Here is a 17,598-nt window from a genome sequence, read left to right as displayed (position 1 = left end):
CGGCGGCAATGTGCCTGTGTCTGTGCCGGGATATCGGGAAACGCCGCGTCAGACGGCGCCCGGACGCGCAAGGCCGTCATGGTTGCGTCCGGCCGCAAGCCGTTGGCCTTTAAATGTGGAGACACCATGCATTCCGACCGTATTCGCCATCCCGGGCTGCTTGCCCGGATCACGTCCGCCGACCAGGCGGCATTGCTGATCAAGGACGGCATGACCGTCGGAATGAGCGGTTTCACGCGTGCGGGCGACTGTAAGTCCGTGCCGGCCGCGCTGGCCAGCCGCGCCGAACACGAGCCGCTGTCGATCACCTTGATTACGGGTGCGTCGTTGGGGCATGACACCGACAAGATGCTGGCCCAGGCAAACGTGCTGTCGCGCCGCATGCCGTTCCAGGTCGACACCACGTTGCGGCGCAAGATCAATCAGGGCGATATTGCCTTTATCGATCAGCATCTGTCCGAAACGGTCGAGCAATTGCGAGCCGGCCATATCGGACCGATCAACGTGGCGATTATCGAAGCAGCCGCCATTACCGAAACGGGCGCCATCGTGCCCACGATGTCGGTGGGAAATTCGGCGTCGTTCGCGCAGCAGGCCGACCAGATCATCATCGAATTGAATCTGGGTATCCCTGCTGCCATCGAAGGGCTGCACGACATCTACGTGCCCGCCGACCGCCCCGCGCGCCAGCCCATCGGCCTGGTGACCGCCGATCAACGTATCGGCCAGCCGTTCATCCAGGTGGACCCGGACAAGATCGCCGCCATCGTGATCACACACGAGCCGGACAGCCCTTCCAACGCCTTGCCGCCGGACGACGAAACCAATGCCATCGCCGGGCATATCAATACGTTCCTGCGCGGTGAAGTCGACGCCGGCCGCCTGACCAATGCGTTGTTGCCGTTGCAGGCCGGCATCGGCACCATCGCCAACGCCGTGCTGCACGGGTTTGAATCATCGGACTTCGAGGCGCTGACGATGTACTCGGAAGTGCTGCAAGACAGCGCCATCGAGTTGCTGGATCAGGGCAAGCTGGCGTTTGCGTCGGCCTCGTCCATTACCGTGTCCAAACCGGTGTACGACAAGATCTTGGCAAACCTGGAGCATTACCGCGAACGCATCGTGCTGCGGCCGCAAGAGATCAGCAATGCGCCCGAGATCGTTCGTCGGTTGGGCATTATCGCCATCAATACGGCATTGGAATTCGATATTTACGGCAACGTGAATTCCACGCACGTCGGCGGTACGCACATGATGAACGGCATCGGAGGCTCGGGCGATTTCGCGCGCAACGCGCACTTGGCCATCTTTGTGTCCAAGTCGATGGCCAAGGGCGGCGATATCTCAAGCGTGGTGCCCATGGTGTCCCATGTGGACCATACCGAGCACGATGTCGACGTGCTGGTTACGGAATGCGGCCTGGCCGACCTGCGCGGTTTGGCGCCGCGTGAACGCGCCCGCGTCATTATCCAGAATTGCGTGCACCCGTCCTACCGTGCGGCATTGCAGGATTATTTTGATCGCGCTTGCCAGCGCGGGGGCCAAACCCCGCATCTGCTGGAAGAGGCCTTTTCGTGGCACCAGCGTTTCAACGAAACGGATTCGATGCAGGCTGACAAACCGGCGACGCGCAAAGCTGCTTAAGCCGGCGTCACTGGCGGGCTGGCCCCGCGTCCGTGCCCGTGTCCGTGTCCGTGTCCGTGTCCGTGTCGGACGAAGGCGTAACCAGCGCGCAGCGGGACAACTCCAGCTCTTCGTGCAGCCACTGTTTCAACGCGACGAGCGGCGCCCACTCGCGCAGGCTTGGCGGATAAACCAAGTGGTAGGTCTGCGCCTGCTCATAGTGCACGCGCATGGGCGACACGCGCACGAGCCGTCCCGCGCAAAGCGCATCTGCCGCGAGTAGCTCGCGGCCAAGAGTGATGCCCAGCCCTTGTTCGGCGGCCTGCAACATCATGCCGGCGTCGTTGAACGTGGCGACGGGCGTAACGAGCGTGCGCAGACCCGCCGCGTTGAACCAGTGTTGCCACATTTCCCGCTCGCCCAGCAACGGCTGGCGGGCCAGCGTTTGCGCCGTGTCGTCTTCCAGCGACGCGGCGGTTTCTGGCGACGCCAAGGCGATCAAGGGCAACGGCATGTCGAACAACGGTTCGGACTCCACGCCCGCCCACGGTCCGCGGCCAAATCGCAGGGCCGCATGAAATCCGTCCCGAACCAGATCGACCACCTGTTGGGACGTCTCGATCTCAAGCGACACACCCGGATGGCGCGCACGCCAACGCGCCATGCGCGGCAATAGCCAACGCTGAGCGAATGAAGGCAGTACCGACACGCGCAGCCGTTGCTCACTACCGGTAGCCGATGCGGCGGCCGCCATGACGCCTTCGTCCAGCAGGGCCAGCGCGCTCTGCACGCTGCACAACAACGCCGCGCCGGCGCTATTCAAGACAATGCCGCGTCCGCTGCGCTCAAACAGCGCGAAACCCAGTTGCTCTTCCAATCCCTTGATTTGCTGGCTGACCGCGCTGTGCGTCAAATGCAGGCGCTCGGCGGCGGCGCGCAGGTTCTGCAATTCGGCAACGGCCCTGAAAGCGGGCAGGGTGTTGAGCGGGAGGCGCATGGCGGAATGTTCGGGCATTAAGTGGGTGGTTAGCGTAACTGACCAATAGGCCAAAAACAATTGGATTTTCATCGGGTATTTGGGCGGCTACGCTTACCGAATCGTCAAACGCAATAAGGAGACGGTCATGTCTGCCCAACTTTCACCTGTTTCACCGTCATTCCCGGCTACCGCGTCCGGCGGGCACCCGAGCTTTCAGCCAGGCGCCGGGTTGGTGCCGCTGCTGTGGGCGGCATTCCGCTTGTGGCGCGTGCAGTCTCGCATGCGTAACGTGGCCGCCGACATGGACCCTCGCATCATGCAAGACGTCGGCGTACCGGAGTGGCTGGTTCACGAAACCACCGTGCACCGCGAACTGGCCCGCCTGCGCAACGTGGACTATCTGCGCTGGTAGACGTCTCCACCCGCGATAAGCGTGGCAGGCTTTGTCGCTATATATAGGGGCGGGGCGCGCCAAGGGCATCCTCTATATATAGAGAGGCAGGAGGAAGCCCTGGTCGGCGCACCCTATGCGTCGACGTTTGAGTCGTCTTCATGACAGGCCCGAAACTTGTGCTATAGTCTCGCTCCTTCGCAGTTCAGACATTTTGAACGGCGAAGCCAAGCAGTACGACGGGCTCCGGCCTGCCGCCAAGCAGCCAGCGATGGCAGTCAGGTGGGATTGCAAGGAATGGTGCAAATCAGGCAAAAGCCAGTTGCACAATCTGCAAAAATCGTGCTATAGTCTTGGGCTTGGCTGGTGATGACGAGCAAGGGTTTACCCGGATCGAAATCGCAAGCCACCTGAGTAGTAACCGACCTCTGGTTTCCAGAGTCGCCCTAGCGAAAGCCGGTGGCGGGGTTGCAAGATAGGATGCAAATTAGGCAAGAGCCGGTTGCATAATCTGCAAAAGTCGTGTTATAGTTTCAGGCTTGGCAGTTGCCGAAAACTTAGGGTTTACCCGGATGGGTGTTCTGATGTTTCGGTAGCTGCTAAAGAGAGCAGACCTGAAGAGGTCGCAGGCAAGAAAGCGGTGGCGCGAAAGCGAACGAAGCTGACTTGACAAGCGATAAAAACTTCTTCATAATCTCGCCTCTCTGCTGCTGAAAACAGCAAGCGACGCGAGGCAAAAGCCGCGCAGCGCGGGCAGGATCAGCAGGTAGCAGTAAGTAGTTTGTAGTACCGAATTTGCAGTACCGCTCTTTAACAATTAAACAACCGATAAGTGTGGGCGCTTGATGCGATGCACTGTGATTCAAGTCTGGGGTTAAACCTTGGCTTGCTTCACAAGCACAATGAAATCAAGTGCTCACTAGAAGTGAAGTACCTTAGACGTCAAGTTTAAGAACATACCTCACTTCCTTTGAGTAGCGACGTATGACCTGGTTCGGATTTATTCGGACCAAGAATACGAAACAAATACAGAGATTAAACTGAAGAGTTTGATCCTGGCTCAGATTGAACGCTAGCGGGATGCCTTACACATGCAAGTCGAACGGCAGCACGGACTTCGGTCTGGTGGCGAGTGGCGAACGGGTGAGTAATGTATCGGAACGTGCCTAGTAGCGGGGGATAACTACGCGAAAGCGTAGCTAATACCGCATACGCCCTACGGGGGAAAGCAGGGGATCGCAAGACCTTGCACTATTAGAGCGGCCGATATCGGATTAGCTAGTTGGTGGGGTAACGGCTCACCAAGGCGACGATCCGTAGCTGGTTTGAGAGGACGACCAGCCACACTGGGACTGAGACACGGCCCAGACTCCTACGGGAGGCAGCAGTGGGGAATTTTGGACAATGGGGGAAACCCTGATCCAGCCATCCCGCGTGTGCGATGAAGGCCTTCGGGTTGTAAAGCACTTTTGGCAGGAAAGAAACGTCATGGGCTAATACCCCGTGAAACTGACGGTACCTGCAGAATAAGCACCGGCTAACTACGTGCCAGCAGCCGCGGTAATACGTAGGGTGCAAGCGTTAATCGGAATTACTGGGCGTAAAGCGTGCGCAGGCGGTTCGGAAAGAAAGATGTGAAATCCCAGAGCTTAACTTTGGAACTGCATTTTTAACTACCGAGCTAGAGTGTGTCAGAGGGAGGTGGAATTCCGCGTGTAGCAGTGAAATGCGTAGATATGCGGAGGAACACCGATGGCGAAGGCAGCCTCCTGGGATAACACTGACGCTCATGCACGAAAGCGTGGGGAGCAAACAGGATTAGATACCCTGGTAGTCCACGCCCTAAACGATGTCAACTAGCTGTTGGGGCCTTCGGGCCTTGGTAGCGCAGCTAACGCGTGAAGTTGACCGCCTGGGGAGTACGGTCGCAAGATTAAAACTCAAAGGAATTGACGGGGACCCGCACAAGCGGTGGATGATGTGGATTAATTCGATGCAACGCGAAAAACCTTACCTACCCTTGACATGTCTGGAATTCCGAAGAGATTTGGAAGTGCTCGCAAGAGAACCGGAACACAGGTGCTGCATGGCTGTCGTCAGCTCGTGTCGTGAGATGTTGGGTTAAGTCCCGCAACGAGCGCAACCCTTGTCATTAGTTGCTACGAAAGGGCACTCTAATGAGACTGCCGGTGACAAACCGGAGGAAGGTGGGGATGACGTCAAGTCCTCATGGCCCTTATGGGTAGGGCTTCACACGTCATACAATGGTCGGGACAGAGGGTCGCCAACCCGCGAGGGGGAGCCAATCCCAGAAACCCGATCGTAGTCCGGATCGCAGTCTGCAACTCGACTGCGTGAAGTCGGAATCGCTAGTAATCGCGGATCAGCATGTCGCGGTGAATACGTTCCCGGGTCTTGTACACACCGCCCGTCACACCATGGGAGTGGGTTTTACCAGAAGTAGTTAGCCTAACCGTAAGGGGGGCGATTACCACGGTAGGATTCATGACTGGGGTGAAGTCGTAACAAGGTAGCCGTATCGGAAGGTGCGGCTGGATCACCTCCTTTCAGAGCTTAAGTGCTCGTGTTAAGCGTCCACTCTTATCGGTTGTTTTTTGTAGCTGGGGTCAGTCTTGTTTGACCCCGCGTAGAAGCTAACGCATAGCGCTGCTTGCAGCGCTATGCGTTGGGTTTTACTCAACAGCTATATTCGTTCTTTAACAATCTGGAAGAAGCACAACGAAATGTACTTATTAAGTACTCGGCGCAAGCTGAAGAAAATAAGTACGGGTTGTGATTGCATTATTTTGTTCCAAGTTCTCAAGACTGAGGTGAATAACCTCAGACTGCTTTGAAACTTATGAACGGCACAAACGCTAATACTCAGGTCCTATAGCCTACAGCGTTATAGGATCAAGCGACTAAGTGCATATGGTGGATGCCTTGGCGATCACAGGCGATGAAGGACGTAGTAGCCTGCGAAAAGCTACGGGGAGCTGGCAAACAAGCTTTGATCCGTAGATGTCCGAATGGGGAAACCCACTGCAGCAATGCAGTATCCCTAGCTGAATACATAGGCTAGTGGAAGCGAACCGGGTGAACTGAAACATCTCAGTAGCTCGAGGAAAAGAAATCAACCGAGATTCCGAAAGTAGTGGCGAGCGAAATCGGAAGAGCCTTTACGTTTTAGCGCGCAAGATAGTCGAACGGAATGGAAAGTCCGGCCGTAGCAGGTGATAGCCCTGTAGATGAAATCTTGTGTGTGGAACTAAGCGTAAGACAAGTAGGGCGGGACACGTGAAATCCTGTTTGAAGATGGGGGGACCATCCTCCAAGGCTAAATACTCGTGATCGACCGATAGTGAACCAGTACCGTGAGGGAAAGGCGAAAAGAACCCCGGAAGGGGAGTGAAATAGATCCTGAAACCGTATGCATACAAACAGTAGGAGCCTCCTTGTGGGGTGACTGCGTACCTTTTGTATAATGGGTCAGCGACTTACATTCAGTGGCAAGGTTAACCGAATAGGGAAGCCGTAGCGAAAGCGAGTCCGAATAGGGCGATTCAGTCGCTGGGTGTAGACCCGAAACCAGATGATCTATCCATGGCCAGGTTGAAGGCACGGTAACACGTGCTGGAGGACCGAACCCACTAATGTTGAAAAATTAGGGGATGAGCTGTGGATAGGGGTGAAAGGCTAAACAAATCTGGAAATAGCTGGTTCTCTCCGAAAACTATTTAGGTAGTGCCTCAAGTATTACTGCGGGGGGTAGAGCACTGTTATAGCTAGGGGGTCATGGCGACTTACCAAACTATGGCAAACTCCGAATACCCGCAAGTACAGCTTGGGAGACAGAGCACCGGGTGCTAACGTCCGGACTCAAGAGGGAAACAACCCAGACCGCCAGCTAAGGTCCCGAATTATCGCTAAGTGGGAAACGAAGTGGGAAGGCATAGACAGTCAGGAGGTTGGCTTAGAAGCAGCCATCCTTTAAAGAAAGCGTAATAGCTCACTGATCGAGTCGTCCTGCGCGGAAGATGTAACGGGGCTAAGCGATAAACCGAAGCTGCGGGTGTGCACTTTTAGTGCACGCGGTAGGAGAGCGTTCTGTAAGCCTGCGAAGGTGGCTTGTAAAGGCTGCTGGAGGTATCAGAAGTGCGAATGCTGACATGAGTAGCGATAAAGGGGGTGAAAAGCCCCCTCGCCGTAAGTCCAAGGTTTCCTGCGCAACGTTCATCGGCGCAGGGTGAGTCGGCCCCTAAGGCGAGGCAGAGATGCGTAGCTGATGGGAAACTGGTTAATATTCCAGTACCGTCGTACAGTGCGATGGGGGGACGGATCGCGGAAGATCATCAGGGTGTTGGATGTCCCTGTTGCTGTATCGAAGATGGCGCTTAGGCAAATCCGGGCGCGTAAATCAAGGGTATGGCACGAGCGAGCATTGCTTGCGAAGTGATTGGAAGTGGTTCCAAGAAAAGCCTCTAAGCTTCAGCTGTACGAGACCGTACCGCAAACCGACACAGGTGGACGGGATGAATATTCCAAGGCGCTTGAGAGAACTCAGGAGAAGGAACTCGGCAAATTGATACCGTAACTTCGGGAGAAGGTATACCCCGGTAGTGTGAAGCGCCTGCGCGCTTAGCATGATGGGGTCGCAGAGAATCGGTGGCTGCGACTGTTTATTAAAAACACAGCACTCTGCAAAGACGAAAGTCGACGTATAGGGTGTGACGCCTGCCCGGTGCCGGAAGGTTAAGTGATGGGGTGCAAGCTCTTGATCGAAGCCCCGGTAAACGGCGGCCGTAACTATAACGGTCCTAAGGTAGCGAAATTCCTTGTCGGGTAAGTTCCGACCTGCACGAATGGCGTAACGATGGCCACACTGTCTCCTCCTGAGACTCAGCGAAGTTGAAGTGTTTGTGATGATGCAATCTACCCGCGGCTAGACGGAAAGACCCCATGAACCTTTACTGTAGCTTTGCATTGATCTGTGAACCGGCCTGTGTAGGATAGGTGGGAGGCTTTGAAGCGTGGTCGCTAGATCACGTGGAGCCATCCTTGAAATACCACCCTGGTTTGTTTGCGGTTCTAACCTTGGTCCGTTATCCGGATCGGGGACAGTGCATGGTGGGCAGTTTGACTGGGGCGGTCTCCTCCCAAAGTGTAACGGAGGAGTTCGAAGGTACGCTAGGTACGGTCGGAAATCGTGCTGATAGTGCAATGGCATAAGCGTGCTTGACTGTGAGACTGACAAGTCGAACAGGTGCGAAAGCAGGACATAGTGATCCGGTGGTTCTGAATGGAAGGGCCATCGCTCAACGGATAAAAGGTACTCTGGGGATAACAGGCTGATACCGCCCAAGAGTTCATATCGACGGCGGTGTTTGGCACCTCGATGTCGGCTCATCTCATCCTGGGGCTGTAGCCGGTCCCAAGGGTATGGCTGTTCGCCATTTAAAGAGGTACGTGAGCTGGGTTTAAAACGTCGTGAGACAGTTTGGTCCCTATCTGCCGTGGGCGTTGGATACTTGACGGAGCCTGCTCCTAGTACGAGAGGACCGGAGTGGACGTACCTCTGGTGTACCGGTTGTCATGCCAATGGCATTGCCGGGTAGCTAAGTACGGAAGAGATAACCGCTGAAGGCATCTAAGCGGGAAACTCGTCTGAAGATTAGGTATCCCGGGGACTTGATCCCCCTAAAGAGTCGTTCGAGACCAGGACGTTGATAGGTCGGGTGTGGAAGCGCAGTAATGCGTTAAGCTAACCGATACTAATTGCTCGTGAGGCTTGATCCTATAACACTGATGGTTATTGACCTGGTGATATAGCGTTCCAAGTGTCGTTCAATACAAAATCTGGCTGCACCGTCAGCAGCCAGCCAACACCAATTACGACCCCCCTGTGCATGATCATCGAGCTAGCCTCTGATCATCCACACGTTGTGTTTCTTCCAAGATTGGAGCCGCTGCGCTAACCCGCAACCGCTCAACCAGTTACGCCTGACGACCATAGCAAGGTGGTACCACTCCTTCCCATCCCGAACAGGACAGTGAAACGCCTTCGCGCCGATGATAGTGGACGGACGTCTGTGAAAGTAGGTCATCGTCAGGCTTTTATTGCGCAAAACCCCACAGGTAATCCTGTGGGGTTTTGTTTTTTGCGCATCCCAGACGTTGCAAGTACAGATCATTTAAACCCCCTCGTAGCTCGCGCTGCGAGGGGGTTTTGTTTTTTATTTTGCGCGAACCAGACGACGACTGCTTATGGCAGCTGGCGGCGCAATGCTTCGAAGAACAATTCTGACTGAAGACGTTCGCTTTGAATCTGCGCGGCGACTTTGGTGGCGATGTCAGCGTTTACCGGTTTGAGCGGACGGCCAGTAGATTGCGCAAGGACCTGCGCTGCGCAAGCGCGTTCCAGGAAAAACAAATCGTCGTAAGCGTAGTCCAGCCGTTCGCCGCAAACCACAACGCCGTGATTGCCAAGGAAGACGATGTCCGCGCCTTGCATGGCATGCGCAATGCGCTCGCCCTCGGTGACGTCCAGGGCCAGGCCGTTGTAGTTTTCGTCGATGGCAAGCCTGCCGTGGAACCGCATTGCGTTTTGAGACAGCGTTGTGTCCAGACCTCGATCTGCGGTAAGCGTCAGTGCCGTGGCATATGGCATATGCGTGTGCAGGACACAGGCCTTGCCCGCGATACGGTGGATGGCAGCGTGAATAAACATCGCCGTGGGTTCAACGGCATGTCGACCGGCCAGTTTGTTTCCTTGCGCATCGATCAGGACAATGTCGTCGGCTTGAACTTCATTCCACATGAGACCGCGGGGATTCAGCAGAAAGTGGTCGGGGTCACCAGGCAACGCCACGCTGAAGTGATTGCAGACGCCTTCGCCCAGGCCATGAGCCGCAGCCGCCCGCAAGGCCAAAGCCAAGTCGGCGCGAAGCGCAGTCACGGGTTCCGCGTGATATAGGGCGTCTGCGAAATGGGGTTCTTGATTCATGTCTGCCTTAAGGCTTAGGGAGGGGTAAGGGAACGCGCCTGATCCGACTATAGAGGGCCAGGCTGCGGCGTTATAACCAACCGGCGCTGCGAAAAACTCCTGGCACCCGGTCCAATGTCGGTACGGTAGCGTCCGGACGATAGTCAGGCAATAGCTGACGGCCTGTTCCCCGATCGATCCAGACGCATCGGAAGCCGATGTCGCGGGCAGCGGCATGGTCAAGATGTGGACTGGCGCAAATATGCACGATGTCGTCTGGCGTGACGCCAAGGCTCTGATGAGCATGCGCGAAGATTTTGCGAGACGGCTTATAGGCGCCCGCGGATTCGGCCGTGATCACCCGGTCGATATGCCCGCCCAGCTGCGCGACGTTGCCGGCAATGATGTCTTCATCGGTATTCGAAATGATGCAAAGTCGGAAACCTGCCTGTTTCAGCGTGGCCAACGTGTCCACGACTTCCGGAAACGGTGGCATGGCGGATATGCTGCCTGTCAGTATGTCGGCATCTTCTGGTCGATATGGCAGCCCAAAGTCCTGCATCGTCAATCGTAGCGACTCGCGCGAGATGTCGGCAAAGCTGCGATGGGGCGGAGTGCGTTCCAGGCGATGCTCGTGCTGGTCGTACGCGTGCAGGAACGCATCGGCTGTGGGCGCTGAATGCGCCGGCGGCTTGCCAGCCAGGATGCGGGCAACCGCCGCCTGTAGCCCTTCGTCCCACTGGATCAGCGTGCCGTAACAGTCAAACGTCAGCCACTGCGGGCGGGGAAGCGAATTCAACGGCATGGTGGATCCCTAAGAAAAATAGAAGAATCCTCAGCGTAGGACGTCCTGCATCAAGTCGTAAAATTAATAATAGAACTCCTCTCAGTTGATAAACGAATATCAAGGCCGCCATGCTTGACCTGGAACTCTTGAGAACGCTGGTTTGCGTTGCCGATGAAGGCAGTTTCACCCGCGCTGCCCAGCGCGTGCATCGCACACAATCCACCGTCAGCCAGCAGGTGCGCAAGCTGGAGCAGACGGTGGGCAAGACATTGCTGCTGCGCGACCGAACCGGCAGCAATGTGTCTGCGACCGAGGATGGCGAGGTGATGCTTGCGTACGCCCGCCGCCTGTTAGCCATTGCCGATGAGGCCGAACATGCCTTGATGGCGCCACAGGCAGCGCGTGTTTTACGCCTGGGCATTCCTGAAGACTTCGACGTGGCGCGGCTGACGTTGCTGTTGGCGCGATTCGCGGCCAGCCATCCCGGCGTCCGGCTGGAAACCGCCAGTGGTATGAGCACCGAGCTACGCGCCAAACTGGGTTCCGGCGACTTGGACCTGGCCCTGATCAAACGCGAGCCCGACGACGGCCCATGCCTGGCGGCATGGCCCGAGCGTCTGGTCTGGATCGGCGCCAAGCGACACGCTGCGCTGGCGCCGCATTGCCCCGTGCCGTTGGTGATGTTTCCGCACGGCTGCATCTATCGCAAGCGGATGATTTACGCGTTGGAAAGCGCCGGTCGCGCCTGGTACGGCGCTTATCACAGCCATAGCCTTGCTGGCGTGCAGGCGGCCGTGGCGGCGGGGCTGGGCGTGAGCTTGTTGCCCGCGTTTGCCACTCTGGAATCGCATCATGTGCTGATGGCGCGCGACGGGTTCGATCCGGTGCCGTCGACCGAGTTGGCTATCGTCAGCAATCGCCGCGTGCCAGGCAGCATCGAGCAACAACTCGTGTGCGCGTTGCAGCAGGCCATAGAAGCCGACACGCGCGACCCGGCGATGGCGTGAACGCCGGCGTTCAAGTCACATCGCCGTCCACGTAGTACCACTGCCCGTCTTCACGCACGAAGCGACTGACTTCGTGCATGCGATGCGCGCGGCCTGCCTGGCGGCTGCGGGCCACGAATTCCACGGTGGCGTGATCGGCGTCCTGTTCGCGCGCTTGTTTGATGGACAGCCCCAGCCATTTCAAGTCCGGCGGATTCGGGTCCAGCGTTGCGGGCCGCGTCCTGGGATGCCAACTGGCTAGCAGGTAAGGCAGTTTGTCCAGGACGAAAGCGCTGTATCGCGATCGCATCAGCGCCTCGGCGGTGGGCGCCTGCATGGCCAGGGGGCCTTCATGCCAGCGGCCGCAGCAGCGGTCGTAGGCCGCGCCGCCGCAAGGGCACGGAGCGGCCAGGGAAGCAGATTTCTTGGTCACGGTTTGGCAGCGGTGCGTATCAGGCTCGCAGGTCGTTGTATTCGGGATGGCGGCGCATGTAGACCTCGGCATACGAGCACAATGGCCGGACTTTCCAGCCATTGGCGCGCGCGGTATCCAGCGCTGACCGGGTCAGTTCCGCAGCGATGCCGCGCCCGCCGACCTGGCTGGGGACGCCGGTGTGCACGATGGCCATCGTGTCGCCTTGCAACTGGTAGTCCAACACGCAAAGCACGCCGTCGACGGTGGCGGTGAAGCGGGATTGACGGGGGTCCTGGGTGACAACAGTCATTCGAAGGCTCCTTGGATGCACCGGTGGGTCAGCCGGCATTCATCCGATGATCGGTAATCGGTAATCGGCAGTCGTAAGCAAACAGCTTAACGCGTCAGCGCCCGGGGGCAGAGGGCTGCACCGTCGACTTATCGGTGCAACACCTTGATCAACGCCGTCAGTTGGGCGTCGCGCGTTTGCACCATGTCGGCGATGCTGCGCCGGCCCGCCTCGGCGTTGACGCCTTCGATGAGTTTGCACTGTAGTTCCGGAGTGACCTCGGGTGTGCCCAGGTCGTCCCACCAGGTTTGCACCGGGCCCAGCAGGTGGTCCATGAAATGCGCCAGGCCGCCCGCGCCACCGCCCAGGTTGAACGTCATGTGGGGTCCGAACAATGCCCAGCGCAACCCCGGCCCTTGCGACACCGCGGCGTCGATATCGGCCACGCTGGCGACGTTTTCGGCGGCCAGATGGATGGCCTCGCGCCAAACGGCCGCTTGCAGACGGTTGGCGATATGACCCGGCACTTCCTTGTTCAGCCGGATCGGGTATTTGCCCATGGCCCGGTAGAACGCGATGCTTTGCTCGATGACTTCAACCGACGTCTTGTCGCCCCCCACCACTTCCACAAGCGGAATCAGATGCGGCGGATTGAACGGATGCCCGATGACGAAGCGCTCCGGGTGTTGGCAGCGCGATTGCAGACGGCTCATGATCAGGCCCGACGAACTTGAGGCCACGATCACGCGAGGCGGCAGTAGGGCGTCCATCCGCGCAAAGAGTTCGATCTTGAAGTCCTCGCGTTCGGGCGCGTTTTCCTGCACGAAGTCCACATCCACCAAGGCCGTCGCCAAGTCCGGCTCGAACAGCAGGGCGTCCGGCGACGCGCCTTCCACGACGCGGCCCAATTCCTTCAGCACGGGCCAGGCGGCCTGAACGCGCGCGCGCGTTTGTGCTTCGGCGTCGGCGGCGGGGTCGCTGACCACCACCGTCAGCCCATGCGCCAGGAACAGTGCTGCCCAACTGGCCCCGATGGTGCCGGCGCCAACGATGGCGATGCGGCGGATGGCTGGCGTGGGCGTGGCAGGGTGCGGCATAGGGCTCTCCGAGTGGCAGGGATCGGCCCATATTGTGATGCAAACGCCCCGCGCTTGCATGCCCGCCTTATGCGTTATGCGCGCGACGCAAGTGACGCCAGACCAGCCCGACCCCCGCCGCGTAGCTTGCGGCGATCACGCCGTAGGCGACGGGCAGGGTCGCGTTCCAGTCGGGCAGCACATGCATGATGGTGCCCATCAATGCCACCCCGACCAATGCGCCGGACTGCCGATTCGCGTTCAATGCCGCCGCCGCGCTGTTGGCGTGGTGCTTGCCCGAACTCTGCATCACAATGCCGGTCATCGCGGGCACGGCGATTCCCACGCCCAGATTGCCCAGCGCAACCAGGATGGCGAAGGGCCAGTAGGCGATCGTGGGCGTGAAGGCGACGATCCCCAAGGCGCTCATGGTGGCGGCCAGCGACATGCCCCCCAATAGCGCTGCCGACACATTCCAGCGCGCGGATACACGCCCCGAAATCAAATTGCCGATTGAAAAAACCGCAAGCATCGGCACCAGCTGGATACCGGTCTGAAGCGCGTCGGCGCCGCGCGCATGTTGCAGGAACAAGCTAAGCAGGAACAACTGCCCGTACGAAGCAAGATTGATCAGGAAGCCCACCGCGTTGGCCGCCGCAAAGTGCGGCGTCTGGAACAGGACGCGGGGCAGTATCGGTTCGGCGTGGCGGCGTTCGCGCCGCACCAGCAATACGATGGCCAGGGCGCACAAGGCGGTGACGCCGGCAATGCGCGGCGACGTCCAGCCGTAGGCGTTGCCCTGGATCAGCACGAAGCACAACGACGACAACGCGATTACGCCCAGCAGGTGGCTGATCGGGTTCAGCGCGCGCGGCCGGCGCGGGGCCGCCTGGATGCGGCGGCGGGCAAGCCACAGCCCGACGACGCCCAACGGCAGGTTGATAAGAAAGATGCCGCGCCAACCGAATTGATGGATCAACACACCGCCCAGCAAGGGGCCGGTGGCGCCCGCCACCGCGACGATCGCCGACCAGGCGGCCAGCATGCGGTTGCGCACGTGGTCGTCGTCGTAGGCGTGCGTCAGCAAGCTTAGCGAGCTGGGCATGAACAGCGCGGCGCCCAGGCCTTGCAGCATGCGGGCCGCGATCAATGTGTTGGCGTCGGGCGCCAGGCCGCACAGCAATGAGGCAAACGTAAACACGGCCAGGCCGGCAAGATAAACCGTTTTGGCCCCATAGCGGTCGGCCAGCGCGCCGGCCACCAACAGCAGCGCGGCAAACGTCAGCGTGTAACCGTCGACGATCCAGACCAGATCCGTCAAGGGAACGACAAACTGCACGGCAATGCTGGGCAGCGCCACGTTGACCACGGTCACGTCCAGCATGGCCATGACGAAACCGATGGCCAGGGTGACTAGCGGCAGCCAGGCAGTGGCCGGCTTGGCGTCGAGGGAGGGCACGGGGTGTGATGGGCAGGCGGTGTTCATGAGAGGCAGACGGCGGGATTCCAAGGACTGAAGCTTAGAAGTTTTCGGGTATGCAAAAAAGCCGAAATACTGCTTTATAGTGATGCATAAATGCATCGCGGTTCCCAGGGTGGCAGGGCTGAAACGCGTTCGGGATGCCAATGGACTGAAGCGAGGGTCAGCGCTATGGATTGGGACAATGCCAGGATCTTCCTGGCGATTTATCGCGTGGGAACGCTGCGTGGGGCGGCGGCATTGCTGCAGATCGACCAGGCAACGGCGGGCCGGCGCCTGGCCGCGCTGGAGTCATCGCTGGACGCGCGCCTGTTTCTGCGCACCCCTGGCGGGTACGTGCCCACGCCGGCGGGCGAATTGGCGTTCGCCGCGGCGGAGCGCATGGAGTCGGCCGCCGACCAGCTGCAGCGGCAGATGCAGGGGCTGGACCATCGCCTGTCGGGCGTGGTGCGTGTGGCGGCATCCGAAACCGTGGCCAGCTACTTCATCATGGAGGCGGTGCGCCGCGTGCATGTCCAGCATCCGGACATACGCGTGGTGCTGTCGGCGTCGATACAGATCAGCAACTTGACCCGTCGCGAAGCGGATTTGGCCATCCGGAACGTCAAGCCTGACAGCCCCGATTTGATCCAGCGCCACCTGGCCCGCAAGGAAGTCGGTCTGTATGCCTCGCGCGAATATCTTGCCGCGCACGGTGAGCCCAAACCGGGTACGGCCTTCGCCGGGCATACCTTGGTGACGTACCAGCAGGCGGTCTTGCCCGGCTGGTCGGACACGTTTTGCGGCGAGCCGACGGGCAACGGGCGCATCGCGATCGAGCTCAATTCCGGGATGATGATACTTGCCGCCGTGGTGGCCGGCCTGGGCATCGGCGAGCTGCCCACCCACATGGCGCCGGATTATCCCGACCTGGTCCGTATCTGGCCGGGTCGCAGCGAACCGTATGATTTGTGGCTGGTCATGCACGGGGACCTGAACCGCACCGCGCGCGTGCGCGCCGTGGCCGACGCCATCGTCCAGGTGTTCGAAGAAGACAAATAGCCGCGCAACTGCGGTAAGCCGTGGCTTGTCGAGCCGCGCGACAGGCGCTAAGGTTTGCGTGCCCCGCAGGAAAACCACGAATCAGGAGTGACGCGTGTCCGATCTTTGGCGTTTATCCGCAGTTGAGCTTGCCTCTCTAATCCGACAGCGCGACGTATCGGCTGTCCAGGCCGCGCAAAGCGCATTGGACCGGCTCGATGCCGTCAACCCCGCGCTTAATGCCGTGGTCGATCATCGCCCTGACGAGGTCCTGGCCCGGGCACGCGAGGTCGATGCGCAGCTGGCACGCGGCGAAGATCCCGGCTTGCTGGCCGGTGTGCCCGTTACGGTCAAGGTCAACGTCGACCAGGCAGGCTACGCCACGACCAACGGCGTCAGCCTGCAAAAAGACGTGATCGCCGCGCAGAACAGCCCCGTCGTCGACAACCTGCTGCGCGCCGGCGCGGTGATTCTTGGCCGCACGAACACGCCCGCGTTTTCGTTGCGCTGGTTCACGGGTAACGGCCTGCACGGGGACACGCACAACCCGCGCAACAAGGCATTGACGCCAGGTGGCTCGTCGGGTGGCGCGGCATCGGCGGTGGCGGCGGGCATCGGCCATCTGGCCCATGGCACCGATATCGCCGGGTCCATCCGCTACCCCGCCTACGCCTGCGGCGTGCACGGGTTGCGGCCATCGCTGGGCCGCGTGCCCGCGTACAACGCGGCCTTGCCGGAACGTTCCATCGGCGGCCAATTGACGGCCGTGTCGGGGCCATTGGGGCGCACCATTGCCGACGTGCGCTTGGGGCTGGCGGCCATGTCCGCGCGTGACCCTCGCGACCCTTGGTGGGTGCCGGCGCCGCTTGTGGGCCCCGACGTTCCCCGCCGCGCCGCGCTGTGCGTGAACCCGGATGGCATGAACCCCGAGCCCGCTGTCGTCAAGGCATTGCAGGAAGCCGCGCGCAGGCTTAGCGACGCAGGCTGGACGGTGGACACACTGGACGCCGTGCCACCCATGCAAGAGGCGGCCGACTTGCAGATCCGCATGTGGATGGCGGACGGCTATGAGGCCATGTTGGCGGCGGCCGAAAAGGAAGGCGACCCAGGGGCTTTGGTGGCCCTGCGCGGCCAGCGCGACAAGGCCGCCGACGCAAACCTGAACAATTTTTCCGCGGTGCTGACGCGTCGGGCTACGTTGACCCGCTTGTGGGAAATCTTCCTTTCCGAATATCCGGTGCTGTTGCTGCCGGTATCCGCGGAATTGCCCTTTCCCGACAATCTGGATTTGCAGGGCGACGCGGCTTACGCGCGCGTGTGGCGTGCGCAAATGACGCAGATCGGCGTGCCCTTCATGGGCTTGCCCGGGCTGTCGGTAGCGATGGGCAACGCCATGAGCAGCGTCGGGCAAAGCCCCATCGGGGTGCAGATCGTTGCGGGACGCTATCGCGAAGATCTATGCCTGGCCGCTGGCGAAATTATCGAGGCGGGCGATGCCGCCGTCACCATCGCCGAACCGGACTTCAAACCCGCACCGCGTTGACGGCGTGCGGCCTTGCGTTAGCCCGAC

The 17,598-nt window shown here is 59.6% G+C and carries 12 protein-coding genes and 3 rRNA genes; 8 read left to right on the top strand and 7 right to left on the bottom strand.

From position 1 onward, the window contains the following. The first annotated feature begins 126 nt into the window (after positions 1 to 126). Positions 127 to 1,644: an acetyl-CoA hydrolase/transferase family protein gene (locus DVB37_RS20210; protein WP_104144496.1), complete on the top strand. Its 1,518-nt coding sequence runs from the start codon at positions 127 to 129 to the stop codon at positions 1,642 to 1,644. A 7-nt stretch (positions 1,645 to 1,651) separates the two neighbouring features. Here DVB37_RS20210 and DVB37_RS20205 read toward each other — a convergent pair whose 3' ends face one another. Then, positions 1,652 to 2,620: a LysR substrate-binding domain-containing protein gene (locus DVB37_RS20205; RefSeq protein ID WP_240433945.1), complete on the bottom strand. Its 969-nt coding sequence runs from the start codon at positions 2,618 to 2,620 to the stop codon at positions 1,652 to 1,654. Between the two features lie 127 nt (positions 2,621 to 2,747). Here DVB37_RS20205 and DVB37_RS20200 point away from each other — a divergent pair, with 127 nt between their 5' ends. The 4 genes from DVB37_RS20200 (at position 2,748) to rrf (ending at position 9,105) form a co-directional block, all read left to right on the top strand. Continuing rightward, entirely contained in the window at positions 2,748 to 3,014 is a 267-nt protein-coding gene (locus DVB37_RS20200; RefSeq protein WP_223264899.1) for an isoleucyl-tRNA synthetase, read from the top strand. Between the two features lie 1,016 nt (positions 3,015 to 4,030). After that, positions 4,031 to 5,561 (top strand): 16S ribosomal RNA (locus tag DVB37_RS20195). Positions 5,562 to 5,904: 343 nt separating this feature from the next. After that, positions 5,905 to 8,789 (top strand): 23S ribosomal RNA (locus DVB37_RS20190). A 203-nt stretch (positions 8,790 to 8,992) separates the two neighbouring features. Further along, positions 8,993 to 9,105, top strand: a 5S ribosomal RNA gene (gene rrf, locus DVB37_RS20185). Together the 16S, 23S and 5S rRNA genes form the textbook arrangement of a ribosomal RNA operon. Positions 9,106 to 9,255: 150 nt before the next feature. On the opposite strand, the gene DVB37_RS20180 is transcribed toward rrf, so the two are convergent. Together DVB37_RS20180 and DVB37_RS20175 are read right to left on the bottom strand one after the other, a co-directional pair. Then, the gene (locus tag DVB37_RS20180; RefSeq protein WP_120156574.1) at positions 9,256 to 9,996 is read right to left on the bottom strand and encodes an aldolase; all 741 of its coding nucleotides are present in this window, start codon (positions 9,994 to 9,996) and stop codon (positions 9,256 to 9,258) included. Positions 9,997 to 10,066: 70 nt separating this feature from the next. Next, positions 10,067 to 10,780, bottom strand: coding sequence for a haloacid dehalogenase type II (locus DVB37_RS20175; RefSeq protein WP_120156573.1), 714 nt, complete (start codon positions 10,778 to 10,780; stop codon positions 10,067 to 10,069). Positions 10,781 to 10,890: 110 nt separating this feature from the next. Here DVB37_RS20175 and DVB37_RS20170 point away from each other — a divergent pair, with 110 nt between their 5' ends. Beyond that, positions 10,891 to 11,769: a LysR substrate-binding domain-containing protein gene (locus DVB37_RS20170; RefSeq protein ID WP_120156572.1), complete on the top strand. Its 879-nt coding sequence runs from the start codon at positions 10,891 to 10,893 to the stop codon at positions 11,767 to 11,769. A 10-nt stretch (positions 11,770 to 11,779) separates the two neighbouring features. On the opposite strand, the gene DVB37_RS20165 is transcribed toward DVB37_RS20170, so the two are convergent. The 4 genes from DVB37_RS20165 to DVB37_RS20150 form a co-directional block, all read right to left on the bottom strand. Next, entirely contained in the window at positions 11,780 to 12,181 is a 402-nt protein-coding gene (locus tag DVB37_RS20165) for a YchJ family protein (protein ID WP_104144200.1), read from the bottom strand. 19 nt (positions 12,182 to 12,200) lie between these two features. Further along, a complete protein-coding gene (locus DVB37_RS20160; protein WP_046807808.1) occupies positions 12,201 to 12,473 on the bottom strand; it encodes a GNAT family N-acetyltransferase in 273 nt (90 codons plus the stop codon). Between the two features lie 128 nt (positions 12,474 to 12,601). Beyond that, positions 12,602 to 13,549: a 3-hydroxyacyl-CoA dehydrogenase NAD-binding domain-containing protein gene (locus DVB37_RS20155; RefSeq protein WP_120156571.1), complete on the bottom strand. Its 948-nt coding sequence runs from the start codon at positions 13,547 to 13,549 to the stop codon at positions 12,602 to 12,604. 67 nt (positions 13,550 to 13,616) lie between these two features. After that, a complete protein-coding gene (locus tag DVB37_RS20150; RefSeq protein ID WP_120156570.1) occupies positions 13,617 to 15,014 on the bottom strand; it encodes an MFS transporter in 1,398 nt (465 codons plus the stop codon). A gap of 165 nt (positions 15,015 to 15,179) precedes the next feature. Between DVB37_RS20150 and DVB37_RS20145 the strand changes: the two genes are divergently transcribed. Both DVB37_RS20145 and DVB37_RS20140 read left to right on the top strand, forming a co-directional pair. Beyond that, positions 15,180 to 16,049, top strand: a complete 870-nt coding sequence (locus DVB37_RS20145; RefSeq protein ID WP_046807806.1) for a LysR family transcriptional regulator — start codon at positions 15,180 to 15,182, stop codon at positions 16,047 to 16,049. A 94-nt stretch (positions 16,050 to 16,143) separates the two neighbouring features. Next, entirely contained in the window at positions 16,144 to 17,571 is a 1,428-nt protein-coding gene (locus DVB37_RS20140; protein WP_120156569.1) for an amidase family protein, read from the top strand. The last annotated feature ends 27 nt before the right edge of the window (positions 17,572 to 17,598 follow it).

This window comes from Achromobacter sp. B7 (assembly GCF_003600685.1).
In the GTDB taxonomy this organism is placed as follows: Bacteria; Pseudomonadota; Gammaproteobacteria; order Burkholderiales; family Burkholderiaceae_B; genus Achromobacter; species Achromobacter spanius_B.
Note: the sequence above shows the minus strand (reverse complement) of the source record. Positions and strands in the feature narration are given on the sequence as shown.